A 15,470-nucleotide genomic window follows, 5' to 3' on the forward strand; every position below is an offset into this window, starting at 1 on the left:
CGCCGAGCTCGCGCGACGCGGGCGCGGATCGTGCCGATCGGGCAGCCCGCAGAGTTCGGCCGCCTCCGGTCGCCCCGCCCGACGGCCGGGGCCAGATCCGTGACCGCGCTTCGCCCAGTGACTCTGAGCTTTCTCCCGGTGACTCCGACATGAATTCCCGGCAACCGGACCGATTATGGGAAAGAACGCATTCCAGCGGCGGTCCAGCCGGCCTCCTCATGGGAAACCAGAATTCGTTGGAACCGTTTGACCAGCGGGTCTCGCGTCCCCAGCCCTCGTCCGGCCGCTGCCCACCGTCCGTCGCAGGGGGCAGGCGCGGCGGCGGCCGGGTGATCCTCCCGGGCCGGCGGACGCGCTGGCGCCGGTGGCCGGGGAAGACCCGTCGGCGGTACTGCCGACGCCCGCCCGGCCAGGGACGACCGCCGCCCGCCGCCCGGGTGCCGGGCGGCGGGCGCGTCCGGTTCGCCCCGGGGTCAGCCCGCCCTGGCCAGCGGCCGGGCGCCGTACGTGACGCGGACGACCCCGTCGTCGTGACGCTCCGTCTCGGCGGTGACGCCGAAGACCCCGGACAGCACCTGGGGCGTGAGCGCGTCCAGCACCGGCCCCACCGCGACGACCTTCCCGCGGTCCAGCACGACGAGGCGGTCGCAGCTGCGCACCGCGAGATCCAGGTCGTGCAGCACCGCCAGCGTGGTGACCCCCAGCGTGTGCACCAGTTCCAACAGCTCGAACCGGGCCCGGATGTCCAGGTGGTTGGTCGGCTCGTCGAGCACCAGGAGCTGCGGCTGCTGGGCGAGCGCCCTGGCGAGCAGCACCCGCTGCTTCTCGCCGCCGGACAGCGAACCGTAGATCCGGTCCGCGTGCCCCAACATCCCGGTACGCTCCAACGCGTCGACGACGATGTCGTGGTCCTCGGCGGTCTCCCGGGCGAACACCCCCTTGTGTGGCGTCCGCCCCAGCGCGGCGACCTCCTGCACGGTCAGCCCCGGCGGCGTGGGGCTGTTCTGCAACACGGCTGCCGTCCGCCGCGCGGCGGCCCGCGCCGACAGCGACCAGACGTCCTCGTCGCCGAGCAGCACCTGGCCGTCAGTCGGGCGGACCGACCGGTAGATCGTCCGTAGGAGCGTGGACTTGCCGCTGCCGTTGGGCCCGATCAGGCCGACGACCTCGCCGGACGCGATGTCCAGGTTGACGTCGCGGAGGATCGGCGTACTGCCGATGGAGACGCAGACCCGCTGCACCTGAAGCTTCATGAGTGGGACAGGCTCCTATCCCGGCGCATCAGCCAGATGAAGAACGGTGCGCCGAAGAGGGCGGTCAGGATGTTGAGGGGCAGTTCGTTCGGCGGGTCGACGGTCCGGCACAGCAGGTCGACGACCACGAGATAGAGCGCGCCGACGAGTGCCGCGAGGGGCAGGACCCGTCGGTGGTCCACGCCGAACGCGAGCCGTACCAGGTGCGGCACCATCAACCCGACGAAACCGATGCCGCCGGCCACGGCGATGAGCACGCCCGCGAGCAGCGCCGTCAGGACGATCGACACGATCCGCAGCCGCTTGACGTCGATCCCGAGGGCGGTCGCCGACTCGTCGCCGGTGACGAGCGCGTTGAACTGTCGGGCGTACAGGGTCAGCAGCACGGTCACCGCGAGGACGACCACGCCCGCGACCTGGAGTTGCTCCCAGCGGGCGCCCGCGACGCTACCGAGCAGCCAGAACATGATCTGGCGCATGTTGTTGGGCGTCGTCTGCAACTGGAGCAGGCTCGTGATCGACGTGAACACGTAGCTGATCGCGACCCCCGCGAGCACGAGCCGGACCGGGTTGAGCCGGCCGCGCTGCTGGCCCAGGCTGAACACCAGCGCCACCGCCAGCATCGCGCCGAGGAACGCCGCGCCCGACACCCCGAGTCCGCCGGCCGCGCCCGCGCCCAGCGCCATCACGGTGACGGCGCCGACCGAGCCACCCGCCGACACCCCGAGGATGAAGGGATCGGCGAGCGGGTTGGCCACGAGGGCCTGCAACACGACGCCCGCGACCGCGAGCCCGGCGCCGCACAGCGCCGCCAGCAGCACCCGTGGGATCCGGAAGGTCCAGACGATCTGGTCGTGCGCCGGGTCCACCGCCGGGGTCGACCCGGTCAGGTGTGCCCAGACGATCCGGCCGGTGTCGCCGACGGATACCTGAACCGACCCGACGGCCGCCGCGACGAGGATCATGATGACCAGCAGCAGGCCGAGCACGAGCAGGCACAGCGGGAGCGGTGCGCCGTGCAGCGGCGCCGGGCGGGCGGTCGTGCGCTTCGCCACGGCCTGCACCCGGCCGTTCGTGGAACGTGACAAGGTGGCCATGGCGGTCAGAACGCCTCGGGGTGCACGGCCCGCGCGATCTTCTCGACCGCCAGGTGGTTGCTGGGGCCGAGATAGATCGAGTCGGACAACACCACGTAGCGGTTGTTCTTGGCCGCGTCCCACTGCGGGAACTGGGCGAGCAGCTTCCGCGCGTCCGCGTCCGGATCCTTCGACATGTAGTTCACGACGAGCACGGCGTCCACGTCGGCCTTGGCGACCTGCTCGCGGGAGAGGTTGGCGAACATCTGGTCGGTCGCGCCCGCGAAGGCGTTCACCGCACCCGACCTGGCCATGATGTCGTTCCAGATCCCGTTGCCACCGACCGAGCTGAACTCCCCGCCCATCGCCATGCCGGGGACGATCAGCATGACCTTCTGCTTCGGCAGGTTCGCGGTCTTCGCCCCGACGCCGGCGATGTGCGCCCGGGAGTCGGCGATGATCTTCTCGGCGCGCTCGGACACCCCGAAGATGGTGCCGAGGTCGCGCAGCAGCCCGTAGCTGTCCTCGATGGTCGGCGTGCCGGTCACCGTGCCGACCTCGCCGCACGAGCTCTTCGGCGCGTACGTGTTGGCCCCGACAGCCGCGAGGTCGTCGCGGGTGGCGAAGCCGGCCTCGGCGCGGAAACCCCCGTCGTACGTGGAGATCACCAGATCCGGCGTCAGCCCGATCATGGCCTCGCGCGGGATGTCCGCCATGTCGTTGAGTTTGATGTTCCCCGTCGGCAGCTTCCTGAGCGCGTCGACCCGGCCGTCGATCTCCGAGGCGCCGTACGACTGCGCGTTGGCCACGACGCGGTCGGCGACACCCAGCTCCAGCAGCGCGGAGGCCTCCGCGACCGAACCGCCGTTCATCACGACCACCCGGCTCGGCGGCCGGTCGTAGGTGTACTTCTTGCCGCAGTTGGTGATCGTCACCGGGTAGCCGGCCGTCACCGGCTCGTTCGACAGCTCGGCCTCGCTCCTGACCGTCGTGCAGGCCGTCGAGAGAAGCAGGGCGGCGACCGCCGCCGCGAGGGGAAAACGCTTGAGTTTCATCCGGTCCTCCGACTGGTTGACATGGCGACGGGCGTCGGCGCCGCCGCCCCTTCCGGTTCCGCTGGCGCGGGCACGGTCGCTGCCACGGCCGTTGGCCCGGGCAGGTGGTGCAGACGGACACTGACCAGGCCGGCGCAGGTCGCGGAAGCCGCGAGCAGGAGCGCGGTGGCCGCGAAGGCCGTCGCGTGGTCGGCGAAGGGCACGCCGGGGTCACCGGGCGTCGCGCCGAGCACGGTGCGGTACCAGACCCCCGCGACCGCGACCCCGAGCGCGAGGCCGAACTGGGTCACCGTGGTCGCCATGCCGGACGCGGCGCCCGCCTCGGCGGGCCTGACCCGGCCGAGGATCCCGGCCACCAGGGGCGAGACGACCAGGCCCTGCCCGAAGCCGGCCAGCGTGACCACCGCGACGAGCATGGGTGCCTGGGTGGACTCCGGTGCCTGGACGACCGCCGCGCTCGCCACCAGAACGGCGGCGAGCAGGCCGCAGCCCCAGACCGGGGTCGGCGACGAGACGAGGCGTCCCACCCGCCGGTTCGCCGCCGAGCCCAGCGAGAAGCCGATCCCGAGCGGCACGAACATCAGCGCCGCGGTGAGCGGCGTGAACCGCAGCCCGGTCTGTAGGTAGTAGGTGAACACGAGGAAGAGCCCCGAGTTCGTGGCGAACAGGGCCAGCACGGTCAGCAGGGACAGCCGCATCCCGGGGGCGGTGACGACCCGCGGCGGGAACAACGGATCGCCGCCGTCGCGGTACAGGCGCCGCTGCTGGTTCACGAGCACCACGGACACGACGAGCGCGACCGGTACGCCGAGCCACAGCCACGCCGGGCCGCCCGGCCCGAAGACCAGCGGCACGAGCAGGGCAGGTGCCGCCACGATGGTGAGCGCCGCGCCCGCGAGGTCGAGCCGGTGCGGCGCCTTCGGCACGGTACGCGGCAGGAGCCCGCCCAACGCCAGGATCGCGATCCCGACGGGCACGTTGACGAGCAGCGCCGGCCGCCAGCCGAGGCCGGCGATGTCCGCCTCGACGATGAGACCGCCGCCCGCGATGCCGCTGATCACGCCGAGGCCGATCACGACGCCGTAGACGCTGATGGCTTTCGCCAGCCGGTCCGGGTCCGGCACGGTGGCCCGGATGATCGCGAGCACCTGGGGGGCCATGAACGCCGCCGTGGCGCCCTGCAGGAACCGGGCCACGATGAGCAGGTCTGCGTCCGCTGCGATGCCGCACAGCAGCGAGGTGAGCGTGAAGCCCGCAACGCCCCAGAGGAACACCGTGCGGTGCCCGACGCGGTCGCCGAGCCGCGCGCCGGTGACCATCAGGGCCCCGAACGCGATCACGTACGCCGCGCCGACGAACTGGATCTGGTCGAAGCCCGCGTCGAGGTCGCGCTGGATGGACGGGCTGGCCACGTTGACGACGAACCCGTCCACCTGGGTCATGAACGTCGCGGCGAGGAGCGCGCCGAGTCCGAGCCGTTCACGCCGTTTGCTCATACTGCCCTCCGAAGGTCGCCGACAGGTGGGATCACGGCGCCGACCCGCGCCAGGGGACCGGCGGCGAGCATGCCGTCGTGGGTGCAGTCCAGCCGGTGCACGTCGATCCGCCCGTCGACGTGGGACTGCCAGCTCTCCGGCCCGGGCCAGTCCGGTGTCCTGCCTTCGGTCGCCTCGACGACCAGCACGTCGCCGGTGAGGCGCCGGGGCGTCCAGCCGGCGGCGAGCCGCGAGTTGCGCGCGAAGGCGTCGTACGCGAGGCGACGCTGTGCCTCGTCGAGGCCGCCCAGCACGGCCTGGCCGAGTACGGCGGCGGCCGCGTCGTGCTCACCGGGCGGTGGCAGGTCCCGCCAGGCGGCCGGGACCGGGAACGAGTCGAGCAGCACGAGCGGTGCCACCGACTCGCCGGACTCCGCGAGTTGGATGGCCGTCTCGTGGGCCACCAGGCCACCGAAGGAGGCGCCGAGCAGGTGGTAGGGCCCGACGGGTTGGATCTCGCGGATGCGGCGCACGTGGTCTGCGGCCAGGTCGGCGATGCTCGCGCACTCCCCGGCGGCGACCGACTGGAGCCCGTACACCGGGCGGTCGGGAAGGGTCGCCAGCAGCGCGGCGAACGACCACGCCAGCCCGGTGGCCGGCGCGACGCAGAACAGCGGCGGCCCACTCCCCCGCGTACGCAACGGGAGCAGCACCTCCGTCGAGCCACCGCTGGTGTCCGTGGCGAGCGCCGGCGCGAGCTTCGCGACGGTCGGTGCCTCGAACACCGTCCGGATGCTGATCTCCACGCCGAACTCCGCGCGTACCCGGCCCATCAGCCGGGCGACGAGCAGGGAGTGCCCGCCGAGCGAGAAGAAGTCGTCGTCGATGCCGACCTCGGGCAGGCCGAGCAGGTCGGCGAAGAGTCCGCACAGGACCGCCTCGCGGTGGTCGCGGGGCGCGCGGCCGTCGACCGTGGCGGTCAGCTCCGGCGCGGGCAGCGCCGCACGGTCGAGCTTGCCGTTCGTGGTACGCGGGATCGCCTCCAGCGCGACGAACGCGGGCGGCACCATGTAGTCGGGCAGCCGCTCCGCCACGAACTGCCGCAGCGCGGCGGGTTCCGGCGCGGCGTCGCCGACGGGCACGACGTAGCCGACGAGTCGCACCTGACCCGGCGTGTCCTCGCGCGGCACCACCGCCGCCTGGGCGACGCCGGGGTGCGCGAGCAGGACCGCCTCGATCTCCCCCGGCTCGATGCGGAAGCCCCGGATCTTGACCTGGTCGTCCGCGCGGCCGAGGAACTCCAGCGTGCCGTCGCGCCGCCAGCGGGCGAGGTCGCCGGTGCGGTACATCCGGCTGCCCGGGGACCCGAACGGGTCCTCGACGAACCGCTGCGCGGTCTGCTCCGGCCGGTCGTGGTAGCCACGGGCGACCGGTGCCCCGGCGAAGTACAGCTCGCCCACCGTGCCGGGCGGCACGAGCCGGCGTGCCGGGTCCAGCACGTACGCCCTGGTGTTGGTGAGCGGCCTGCCCACGATCGGCTCGGCGCTCTCCGCGAGCCGGCACCAGAGGGTGTCGACCGTGCACTCGGTGGGGCCGTACAGGTTGTAGACGGTCATGCCGGCGTCGCGCAGCGCCGCCCAGAGCGCGGGACCGGTGGCCTCGCCGCCGAGCGCGAGCACGGCGGGCCGGCGCCGGTCGTCGTCGAGGAACCCGTTCGCCACCAGTTCCTCGGCGTACGTGGGGGTGATGTCCATGAAGTCGATCTCGTTGCGGGCGACGTAGTCGAGCATCGAGGCGGGGTCGCGGCGCCGGTCGTCGTCGACGAAGTGCAGCTCGTGGCCGTCGAGCAGCCACAGCAGGCCCTCCCACGACGTGTCGAACGACAGCGACGCGGACAGCGCGGCCCGGCACACCCGGCCGCCGGCCGCCGGCCGGATCATCGTGTCGCGGTGGTGGTGGAAGAGGTTGACCAGGCCGCGGTGCTCGATCACGACGCCCTTCGGCACGCCGGTGGAGCCGGACGTGTAGATGAGGCAGGCCGCGTGCTCCGGCCCGAGGCCGGTGTCCGGCACGGGCGGGTCGGCCACCGCGGCCAGCTCGGCGGCGGTCGCGGCGGTGTCCACGAGCAGGACCGGGACCTCCACCTGCCGGTGGCCGGCCCAGAGCGCCTCGGTGGTGAGCACCACGACGGGTGCGCTGTCGGCGAGCATCGCCGCCACCCGCCGGACGGGCAGGTCCGGGTCGACTGGCACGTACGCGGCGCCGGCCCTGAGCACGGCGAGCAGCGCCACGATCGCCTCCGAGGTGCGGGGCAGCAGGAGCCCCACGTGCCGGTCGGGGCCCGCCCCCCGGGCGACGAGCAGGCTGGCCAGGCGGTCGACGCGGCGGTCGAGTTCGGCGAAGGTCAGCGTGGCGTCGCCGGCCACCAGCGCCGTACGGTCCGGTGTCGCGGCGGCCTGTGCCGCGAACAGCGCGGGTACGGTCACCGCCGGCAGGGGTTTCGCCGTGTCGTTCCACTCCTCCAGCAGCAGCCGGCGCTCGCCGTCCAGGAGCAGGTCGACGTCGGCGACCGGCGTGTCGGCGGCGCCCGTCGCACGGCTCAGGAAGGCCAGGAACCGGGTCAGGTGACCGGCGAGTTCCTCTTCGTCGTAGCAGTTCGGGTTGGCGTCGAGGACGACCCGCAGGCCGCTGCCGTCCGCCCGGTCGTACACGTGCACGACCAGGTCCTCGACGAGCCCGGCGCTGACGTTGTGCACGACGCCGCGAAGCCCGGCGAAGCGCAGGCCGTAGTCGAACGGCATGATGTTGACCGACGGCCCGAACAGCTTGCGCTCGCTGGCGACCATCCTGAGGTCGCGGCGCAGCTGCTCGTAGCGGTAGCGCAGGTGTGGACGCGCGGCCCGCAGCTCGGCCGCGACCTGCGCCGCGAGCCCCGCCAGCGTGGCGGTGGGCTCGACGCGGACCCACAGCGGCACGACGTTGGTCACCATGCACGGCACCCGCAGCGACACCGAGCCGAGCCGGGACATGACGGGCAGCGCGAGGGTGAGCTCGTCCGCGCCGGTCATCCGGTGCAGGTAGGCCGCGAAGGCCGCGATGACGGTCTCGCTCCAGGTGGTTCCGGTGGCCCTGGCGACCGTCTTCAGCGCGTCGATGCCGGCGGCGTCGAGGTCCGCGCTGGCGCGCAGCACCGTCCGCGCCAGCTTCCCGCTGCGGCGGGCGAGCACCACCGGCGCCGGCCGGCCCTCCGCCCGCGACGTCCAGTGCTCGCGCGCGGCGGCGTACCTGTCCGAGTCGGCGTAGGCGCGATCCTCGTCGACGACGGCGGAGAGCGATCCGAACGTGCTGGTCGGGGGTTCACGCCCCTCGACGAGCGCGGTGTACAGCTCGGCCACCCGGCGGGCGACGAGGGACAGCCCGTACCCGTCCAGGGCGATGTGGTGCACGCGCTGGTACCACAGGAGATGGTCCGGGCCGAGGCGGAGGAACGCCTGCCGGAACAGCAGGTCCTTGCGCAGGTCGACGGGGGTGTCGAGGTCCGCGCGCATCCAGGCCGTCGCGGCGGCGGGCGGATCCGCCTCGGCGCTGGTGTCGACCAGGTGCAGCGGCCACGACCCGTCGTCGCGGGGGCGCTGCCACGGGCGCCCGTCGGCGTCCTCCTCGAACACGACGTTCAGCGCCTCGGCCTCGCCGACCGCCCCGCGCACCGCCGCCTCCAGCAGCCGCACGTCGACCGGGCCGCGGATCTCCACGTACTCGGCCGTGTTGAAGGCGGGGCTGTCCGGGTCGAACTGCTGGCCGGTCCAGATCCCCTCCTGCGCGGCGCCCAACGGCAACGGCTCAGCCATCACTGCCCACCAGCAGCTTCACCCAGTGCTCGACCGTCGGCCGCTCGGCCAGGTCGACGAAGCTGACCTTGGCGCCGGCGTCGCGCCACCGCTCCATGAGCGTCATCAGCCGCACCGAGTCCAGGCCGCAGTCGAACAGGTCCTCCGTGTCGAAATTCTCGTCCGGGCGACGGTGGAGCAACTCGGCGACGTCCGCCCTGATCGTCGCCGCCGTCAACTGGTCTGCCACGTCATGCCTCTCGATCTCGTGCGAGGTGGACACCGGTGGGATCCGACGGTCGGCGCCGCCGGACCCCACCGCAGATCGAACGTCCGCGCGGGACTAGGCCGCCGTGTCGACGTCGTCGTAGACGGTGACGCGGTAGGACACGGCCGGCTCCGGCGTCGCGGTGTGCAGCGCCCGGTGGATCAGGCTGCGGTTGTCCCAGAGGAGCATGTCGCCCTTCTCGAACGTCTGGAGGTGGATGTTCTCGTGCTCGTAGGTGCGGTCGAGCTGGCCGGTGGCCGTGAGCAGTTCCGTCAGCAGCTCCGACCGGTCGTTGCCGTCCGCGTCCTGTAGCGACAGGGTGAAGCCCTCGCTGACGTACAGCACGGTCTCGTCGGTGTGCGGGTGCGCGAACGCGAGCGGGCTCGTCACCGGCGGGGTCTTCGCGTTGACCTCGTCGATGATTTCCGAGATCGGCCGGTAGACGTCGGTCGGCCGGATCTTGAAGTACCGCAGCACGCTGTGCGTCGCCGTGGTGTCCTTGGCGGCCAGCTTCAGCTCCTCGGAGAGCTTCTCGTAGGCCGTCGCCATGTTGATGAAGTACGTGCCACGGTTCTTCGACGGCACGACCTGTGGGTAGATCATGGTGATGTCGAACGGACGCGGCATGAACTGGTAGTCCGAGTGCCAGAACTTGCCGGTCTTCGGCACCCCGATCTGGCGGCCGTCCTCCTCCTTGACGTTGGAGGAGACGAACACCTCCTTCACCTCGGGGTGGTGGTAGACCGGCTCGTAGTACTCCGAGACCCGGCCCAGCCGCTCGCCGAGCGCCAGGAACTGCCGCGGCGACAGGTCCTGGTTCTTCAAAACGGCGATCTTGTTCGTGTAGATGGCCTTCTTCAGCTCGACGATCTCCTGTGGCGAAGCGGTTTCGGCGTCGAAACCCTCCACGATCACGCCGAACTTCCGGCCAGCCTGCGGGCTGATTTTCATTCGCACTCCTCTGAGCGGTGGTCCCGGAATCCGGGTACCTCAGTAGTCGCGTCCGGTCGGTCAACAGTTCCCGCCCCGACAGGTGTGCGGGGCCAGATTGCCAGCTCAATTACCATGCTGTGGGTTCACATTTCCGCGGGCTCCTCTGCGATTCTCGGCCTGCCTTTCCCGCAGCACCTGGGTGTGACAGGCGTGGATGACGGCAGCGGCACCGTGCGGGTCGTCGCGCACGACGAAATGACCGCTGCCGGGAATGACGAAGTGCTGCGCCCTCGGGAGCACCTGCCGGGCCCGCAACGCGTCGCGCAGCGGGACCACGCGGTCCTGGTCGGCCCACACGAGGTTCACCGGCGTCGCGTCGTCGACGTTCGCGCGGAACGAGTAGAGCCCCGCGTACCGGCTCAGGGCGGACAGGTCACTGGTGATCATCGACGTCACGTCGGCGGCGGCGACCTCCGCCCGGAGGGCGACGGGCCGCGCCGACACGCTGCCCATGACGAACCTGCGGACGATCCCCCTGCCGAGCAGCCGCCCGCGCGTCTTCGGCCCCACCGCGGCGGTCGCCCGCAGGATCGCGTGGGTCCGCACCACGCAGATCGAGGCGTGGCAGACCGCCCGGAACCCGATGCTGCACAGGGCGGTCACCGCCGCGACGGGCACCCGGCGGGCCAGTTCGAGCGCGATCACCCCGCCGAGCGAGTGCCCGACCACGTGCGGCCTGCGCAGTCCCAGCGCGGCGATCCGCTCCGCCACGTACTCGGCGAGCCTCGGCACGACGTCACGGTCGTACGCGAGCCCCGGCACGCTCCCGTGGCCGGGCAGGTCGATCGCGATGGTCCGGGCGAACCCCGGGATGCGTTCGACGACGGCATCCCAGCTCGCCCGGCCGAGACCGGCCGCGTGCAGCAGCAGCAGCTGAGGATCCTCCGCGAGCCGGCTCGGCTCGGCCATGGTGCGGCTCCGTTCTTTCGGTACGGAAGTGCGGCTCGGCACGTGGACGCGTCAGGAGGCGGTGACCATCGCCTTGCGCGACGCCTCGGCCGGCTCCGCCCGGTCCGGGAGTTCGTTGCCCGCGAGCGCCTTGAACCGCCGCAGCCGCAGGCTGTTCGACACCACGAACACCGAACTGCCGGCCATGATCAGACCCGCCAGCATCGGATTGAGCAGCCCGCTCGCCGCGAGCGGGATGGCCGCGACGTTGTACGCGAAGGCCCAGAACAGGTTGCCCTTGATCGTGCCGAGGGTGCGGCGCGACAGCCGGATGGCGTCCGCGACCACCCGCAGGTCGCCGCGTACCACCGTCAGGTCGCCCGACTCGATCGCCACGTCGCTGCCGGTGCCCATCGCGATGCCCAGGTCGGCCTGCGCGAGCGCGGCGGCGTCGTTGACACCGTCGCCGACCATCGCGACGACCTTGCCGTCGGCCTGGAGCCGCTTGACCAGATCGACCTTCCCGGCGGGGAGCACGTCGGCGACCACGTCGTCGATCCCCACCTCCGCCGCGATCGCCGCCGCCACCGCGGCGTTGTCGCCGGTCAGCAGGATCGGGTGCAGCCCCAGCCGGGTGAACTGCGCGACCGCCGCCCGGCTGGTGGGCTTCACCCGGTCGGCCACGACGAGCATCCCCCGCAGGGCGCCGTCCCACCCGACCATCACCGACGTACGGCCCGCCGCGTCGGCCGTGGCCCTGGCGGCGGTCAACTCCGGGGGCAGTTCGGCCGCCCACGAGCCGAGCAGCGACGCCCGGCCGACGATGACCTCGTGCCCGTCGACCGTGCCACGCACGCCGACCCCCGTCTCGCTGGCGAAGTCGGCGACCGCGGGCAGTTCGCCGCACCGCTCCCGTGCGCCGGTGACGACGGCCCGGGCGATGGGGTGCTCCGACGCGCTCTCCAGTGCCCCCGCGAGCCGCAGCAGCTTCTCGTCGCTCTCCCCGTCGACGGGCACGACCGCCACGACGGACATCTCGCCGGTGGTCACCGTGCCGGTCTTGTCGAGCACGACGGTGTCGACGGACCGGGTGGACTCCAGCACCTGCGGGCCCTTGATCAGGATGCCGAGCTGCGCGCCCCGCCCGGTGCCGACCAGCAGTGCGGTCGGCGTCGCCAGTCCCAACGCGCACGGGCAGGCGATGATCAGGACGGCCACCGCCGCGGTGAACGCGGCTGCCGCCGGCTGGCCGGAGCCGAGCCAGTAGCCCAGGGTGGCGAGCGACAACGCGATCACCCCCGGCACGAACACCGCCGACACCTGGTCCGCGAGCCGCTGGACGGCGGCCTTGCCGGTCTGCGCCTCCTCGACCAGCTTGGCCATCTGCGCGAGCTGCGTCTCGCCGCCCACCCGTGTGGCGCGTACGACGAGCCGCCCGCCGGCGTTCACCGTGGCGCCGACGACCTCGTCCCCAGGCCCCACCTCGACGGGCACGGACTCGCCGGTCAGCATGCTCGCGTCGACCGCGGAGGAGCCCTCCTCCACGACGCCGTCGGTCGCCAGCTTCTCGCCCGGCCGCACGAGGAACCGGTCGCCGACCGCGAGCGCCGAGATCGGCACGATCACCTCGGCGCCGTCGCGCAGCACCGTGACGTCCTTGGCGCCCAGCGACAGCAGCGCGCGCAGCGCGGCGCCGGAGCGACGCTTCGCCCGTGCCTCGAAGTACCGCCCGCAGAGGATGAAGAGGGTCACGCCGGCGGCGACCTCCAGGTACATGTTGCCCTCGCCGGGCGTGCGCTCCAGGGTGATCCGGAACGGGTGCCGCATGCCGGGCACCCCGGCGGTGCCGAGGAACAGCGTGTACAGCGACCACGCGAGCGCGGCGAGCGTGCCCACCGAGACCAGCGTGTCCATCGAGGCGGCGGCGTGTCGGAGGTTGGCGAAGGCGGCCCGGTGGAACGGCCACGCCCCCCACACCACGACCGGCGCGGTCAGCGTCAGGCAGGCCCACTGCCAGTACTCGAACTGGAGCTGGGAGAACATCGACATCGCGATGACCGGCACCGCCAACACGGCGACGACCCAGAGGCGGTGCCGGGCCGCCCGCAGCTCACGGTCGTGCTCGGCCTCCTCCACGGCCGCCGGGTCCGGAGTGCCCGCCGTCGGCGCCGCGGGCGGCAGCACCGGCCGGGCAGTGAAGCCGATCTCCTCGACGGCGGCGATCACGTCCGCCTGCGAGATCTGGGCGGTGACCAGCACCTTCGCCTTCTCGGTGGCGTAGTTGACGGTCGCCTCCACCCCGTCGATCCCGTTGAGGCGCTTCTCGATGCGCGCCGCGCAGGCCGCGCACGTCATGCCGCCGATCAGCAGCTCCAGTTGGTTCTCAGCCGTGGCCATGGGTGCCCTCCTCCGTACCGGCGCCGGTGGTGCCGCCGGGGGTGGTGCCGCCCGGGGCGACGCCACCGTTCCTCGCGGCCTCCTCGTTGCGGGCCTTGGCCGCCGCGAAGGCCTCCTCGGTCAGGCCGTGCGGCGGCGGGTTCGGACCGTTCACGCGCAGGGTGAACGCCGCCGTGCGCACCGTGCCCTGGTGCTGGAAGTCCAGGAACAGCCGGTAGTCGCCGAAGGTGGGCGCGGTGGCGTGGAAGACGATGTCCGGGCCGGGGGCGGTCTGCCCGTCACCCGGCGTGCCGTCGGGGTGGACGTGCAGGTACGCCATGTCGCCGTCGCGGAGCGCGACCAGGTGGCCGAAGGCACCCAGGTACGGCTCCAGGTCGGTGACCGGCTTGCCGTCCCTGGCGACGCTGAGCGTCAGCTTGCCGTCCCTGCCGGGGGTGAGCTCGCCACCGAGGGTCACCGTGTAGCCGTCCACCGACGTGGTGGTCGAGGGCGCGGGCAGCGCCTCCGGCCGGTAGTCACCCGAGACCGACACGTCCGCCCCGAGCGTCTCGCCGTGGATGCCCCACAGCGGCATGTAGTCGGCGAAGACCCGGTACTCGCCGGCCGCCGCGAAGGTCAGCGGCACCCGCCACACGCCGTCCGAGCCGAGGTTCGGGTGGACGTGCCGGAAGTTCGTCAGGTCCCGCCGCGCCACGATGAGGTGCATCAGCTTCTCGTGCTGCGGCTTGTACTTCACCAGGGGCGTGCCGTCGTGTTGCAGGATCTGGAAGGCGAAGGTCTGTTTCGTCCCGGCCGGGACGTTGTCCGTGATCACCTTCAGGGTCATGCTCTCGTGGGAGACGGCCAGGCCACCCGGGCCTTCCTCCTCCTCGGCTGCGGCCGGCTTCGCCGCGGGTGCCGCGGGTGCCGCCGTTGGTGGGGGCCCGACCACGCGGCCTGCGGCGTAGGCGCTCCCGAGCACCAGCACCAGGGCGAGCGCGAACGCGCCGAGTTTCGTCAAGGTCTTCATGAGTAACCGTCCTGTGTCGACACGGTTGGCGTGGAAGCGGACAGGGATCGGGGGGTCGCACCGGGCGGGCTCACCGCTCACTCCCGGGCTCCGGGCCGGGCGCCCGGCCCCACCGCAGCAGGCATCCTCCGAACGACATCCCCCCGCCGAACGCCAGCAGGAGGACGAGATCGCCGTCACGGAGCAGTCCGGCCCGGTTGGCGTGGTCGAGGGTGAGTGGCACGGAGGCGCTGCCGACGTTCGCGTACTCCTCCACCGTGCGGTGCGTGTGCGCGGCGGTCAGCCCGCACGCGCGCACCAGCTCGTCGAGGAGCAGACCGTTGGGCTGGTGCGGCACGACGTGCGCGACGTCTGCCGCACCGACGCCCGCCCTGGCCAGCAGCTTGTCCACGAACGGCGGGACCTCCTGCAGGACGATCCCGGTGACGCCCCGGCCGTGCATCCGGAAGAAGTGGCCGCCCTCCGCCACGGTCGTCGCCGACGCCGGCAGCCTGCTGCCGCCCGCCACCACCCGAATCAGGTCGCTGGCGTCTCCCCTGCTGGCCAGCTCGTACCCGACGACACCGCGCCCCGGTGGCACCGCCCCCACGACGGCCGCTCCCGCGCCGTCGCCGAACAGCACGGCGGTACGCCGGTCGTCGAAGTCCAGGATCCGCGAGTACACGTCGGCGCCGACCACCAGCGCGTGTGCGCCCGGCCGGTCCGCCACCAGCGCCTGTGCCAGCACCAGGGCGTGCACGAATCCGGCGCACACCGCGTTGACGTCGAAGCACGCGGCCCCGTACGCGCCGAGACGTTCCTGCACCAGGCAGGCCGTCGGCGGCTGCGGGTGATCCGGGGTCGACGTCGACACGACGAGGTAGTCGACGCGGTCGACGCCGAGGCCGGCGTCCCGCAGCGCACGGGCCGCGGCCCGTGCCGCGAGGTCGGAGGTGGCGTCCTCCGCCGCCGCGAAACGGCGCGAACGAATGGCGGTCTTGCGCACGATCCATTCCGGGCTCGCACCCGGTACCCGACGCGCGATTTCCTCGTTCGGCAATGCTCGCGCGGGCACCCAGGATCCGGTACCCAGAATTCCAACGGATGAGGACACAGCAGCCTCCAAAGAGGAGAGGCATTTCGTGCCTGCAAATTAGCCCAGCCGAACCATCGACCGCAATCACATGAGCCACTCGCCGACGCGACCCGCCGCACAAATTACCAAGCGATGGTGGAAACAATTTCGAGGC

The 15,470-nt window shown here is 72.4% G+C and carries 11 protein-coding genes; all 11 read right to left on the reverse strand.

From position 1 onward, the window contains the following. Positions 1–473 precede the first annotated feature (473 nt). Positions 474–1,253 (reverse strand): ABC transporter ATP-binding protein, encoded by a 780-nt coding sequence (locus tag GA0070608_RS03405; protein WP_091621479.1) that lies wholly within the window; start codon positions 1,251–1,253, stop codon positions 474–476. Beyond that, positions 1,250–2,308, reverse strand: a complete 1,059-nt coding sequence (locus GA0070608_RS03410) for a FecCD family ABC transporter permease (protein ID WP_218107482.1) — start codon at positions 2,306–2,308, stop codon at positions 1,250–1,252. The genes GA0070608_RS03405 and GA0070608_RS03410 overlap by 4 nt, the downstream gene beginning before the upstream one ends. 47 nt (positions 2,309–2,355) lie before the next feature. Continuing rightward, positions 2,356–3,384 (reverse strand): ABC transporter substrate-binding protein, encoded by a 1,029-nt coding sequence (locus tag GA0070608_RS03415; protein ID WP_091621482.1) that lies wholly within the window; start codon positions 3,382–3,384, stop codon positions 2,356–2,358. Then, entirely contained in the window at positions 3,381–4,880 is a 1,500-nt protein-coding gene (locus GA0070608_RS03420) for an MFS transporter (RefSeq protein ID WP_091621485.1), read from the reverse strand. Before GA0070608_RS03420 ends, GA0070608_RS03415 begins: the two co-directional genes overlap by 4 nt. Continuing rightward, a complete protein-coding gene (locus GA0070608_RS03425) occupies positions 4,877–8,707 on the reverse strand; it encodes a non-ribosomal peptide synthetase (protein WP_091621489.1) in 3,831 nt (1,276 codons plus the stop codon). Before GA0070608_RS03425 ends, GA0070608_RS03420 begins: the two co-directional genes overlap by 4 nt. After that, entirely contained in the window at positions 8,700–8,969 is a 270-nt protein-coding gene (locus GA0070608_RS03430) for a phosphopantetheine-binding protein (RefSeq protein WP_245715676.1), read from the reverse strand. Before GA0070608_RS03430 ends, GA0070608_RS03425 begins: the two co-directional genes overlap by 8 nt. 60 nt (positions 8,970–9,029) lie before the next feature. Next, positions 9,030–9,905 (reverse strand): (3R)-3-[(carboxymethyl)amino]fatty acid oxygenase/decarboxylase, encoded by an 876-nt coding sequence (gene scoE, locus GA0070608_RS03435; protein WP_091621492.1) that lies wholly within the window; start codon positions 9,903–9,905, stop codon positions 9,030–9,032. A 105-nt stretch (positions 9,906–10,010) separates the two neighbouring features. Beyond that, on the reverse strand, positions 10,011–10,856 hold the full coding sequence (locus GA0070608_RS03440) for an alpha/beta fold hydrolase (RefSeq protein WP_091621495.1): 846 nt from the start codon (positions 10,854–10,856) through the stop codon (positions 10,011–10,013). Between the two features lie 51 nt (positions 10,857–10,907). Next, positions 10,908–13,232: a heavy metal translocating P-type ATPase gene (locus tag GA0070608_RS03445; RefSeq protein ID WP_091621498.1), complete on the reverse strand. Its 2,325-nt coding sequence runs from the start codon at positions 13,230–13,232 to the stop codon at positions 10,908–10,910. Continuing rightward, entirely contained in the window at positions 13,219–14,241 is a 1,023-nt protein-coding gene (locus tag GA0070608_RS03450; RefSeq protein ID WP_176733627.1) for a hypothetical protein, read from the reverse strand. Before GA0070608_RS03450 ends, GA0070608_RS03445 begins: the two co-directional genes overlap by 14 nt. Positions 14,242–14,311: 70 nt before the next feature. After that, the gene (locus tag GA0070608_RS03455) at positions 14,312–15,334 is read right to left on the reverse strand and encodes a 3-oxoacyl-ACP synthase III family protein (protein ID WP_091621503.1); all 1,023 of its coding nucleotides are present in this window, start codon (positions 15,332–15,334) and stop codon (positions 14,312–14,314) included. Positions 15,335–15,470 lie beyond the last annotated feature (136 nt).

It is taken from the genome of Micromonospora peucetia, assembly GCF_900091625.1.
GTDB classification, from domain to species: Bacteria; Actinomycetota; Actinomycetes; order Mycobacteriales; family Micromonosporaceae; genus Micromonospora; species Micromonospora peucetia.

What these genes read in the sequence shown, in the direction of transcription:
- GA0070608_RS03405 (WP_091621479.1), bottom strand. Translation starts at nt 1,253, where the DNA reads ATGAAGCTTCAGGTGCAGCGGGTCTGCGTCTCCATCGGCAGTACGCCG.
- GA0070608_RS03415 (WP_091621482.1), bottom strand. Translation starts at nt 3,384, where the DNA reads ATGAAACTCAAGCGTTTTCCCCTCGCGGCGGCGGTCGCCGCCCTGCTT.
- GA0070608_RS03420 (WP_091621485.1), bottom strand. Translation starts at nt 4,880, where the DNA reads ATGAGCAAACGGCGTGAACGGCTCGGACTCGGCGCGCTCCTCGCCGCG.
- GA0070608_RS03425 (WP_091621489.1), bottom strand. Translation starts at nt 8,707, where the DNA reads ATGGCTGAGCCGTTGCCGTTGGGCGCCGCGCAGGAGGGGATCTGGACC.
- scoE (WP_091621492.1), bottom strand. Translation starts at nt 9,905, where the DNA reads ATGAAAATCAGCCCGCAGGCTGGCCGGAAGTTCGGCGTGATCGTGGAG.
- GA0070608_RS03440 (WP_091621495.1), bottom strand. Translation starts at nt 10,856, where the DNA reads ATGGCCGAGCCGAGCCGGCTCGCGGAGGATCCTCAGCTGCTGCTGCTG.
- GA0070608_RS03445 (WP_091621498.1), bottom strand. Translation starts at nt 13,232, where the DNA reads ATGGCCACGGCTGAGAACCAACTGGAGCTGCTGATCGGCGGCATGACG.
- GA0070608_RS03450 (WP_176733627.1), bottom strand. Translation starts at nt 14,241, where the DNA reads ATGAAGACCTTGACGAAACTCGGCGCGTTCGCGCTCGCCCTGGTGCTG.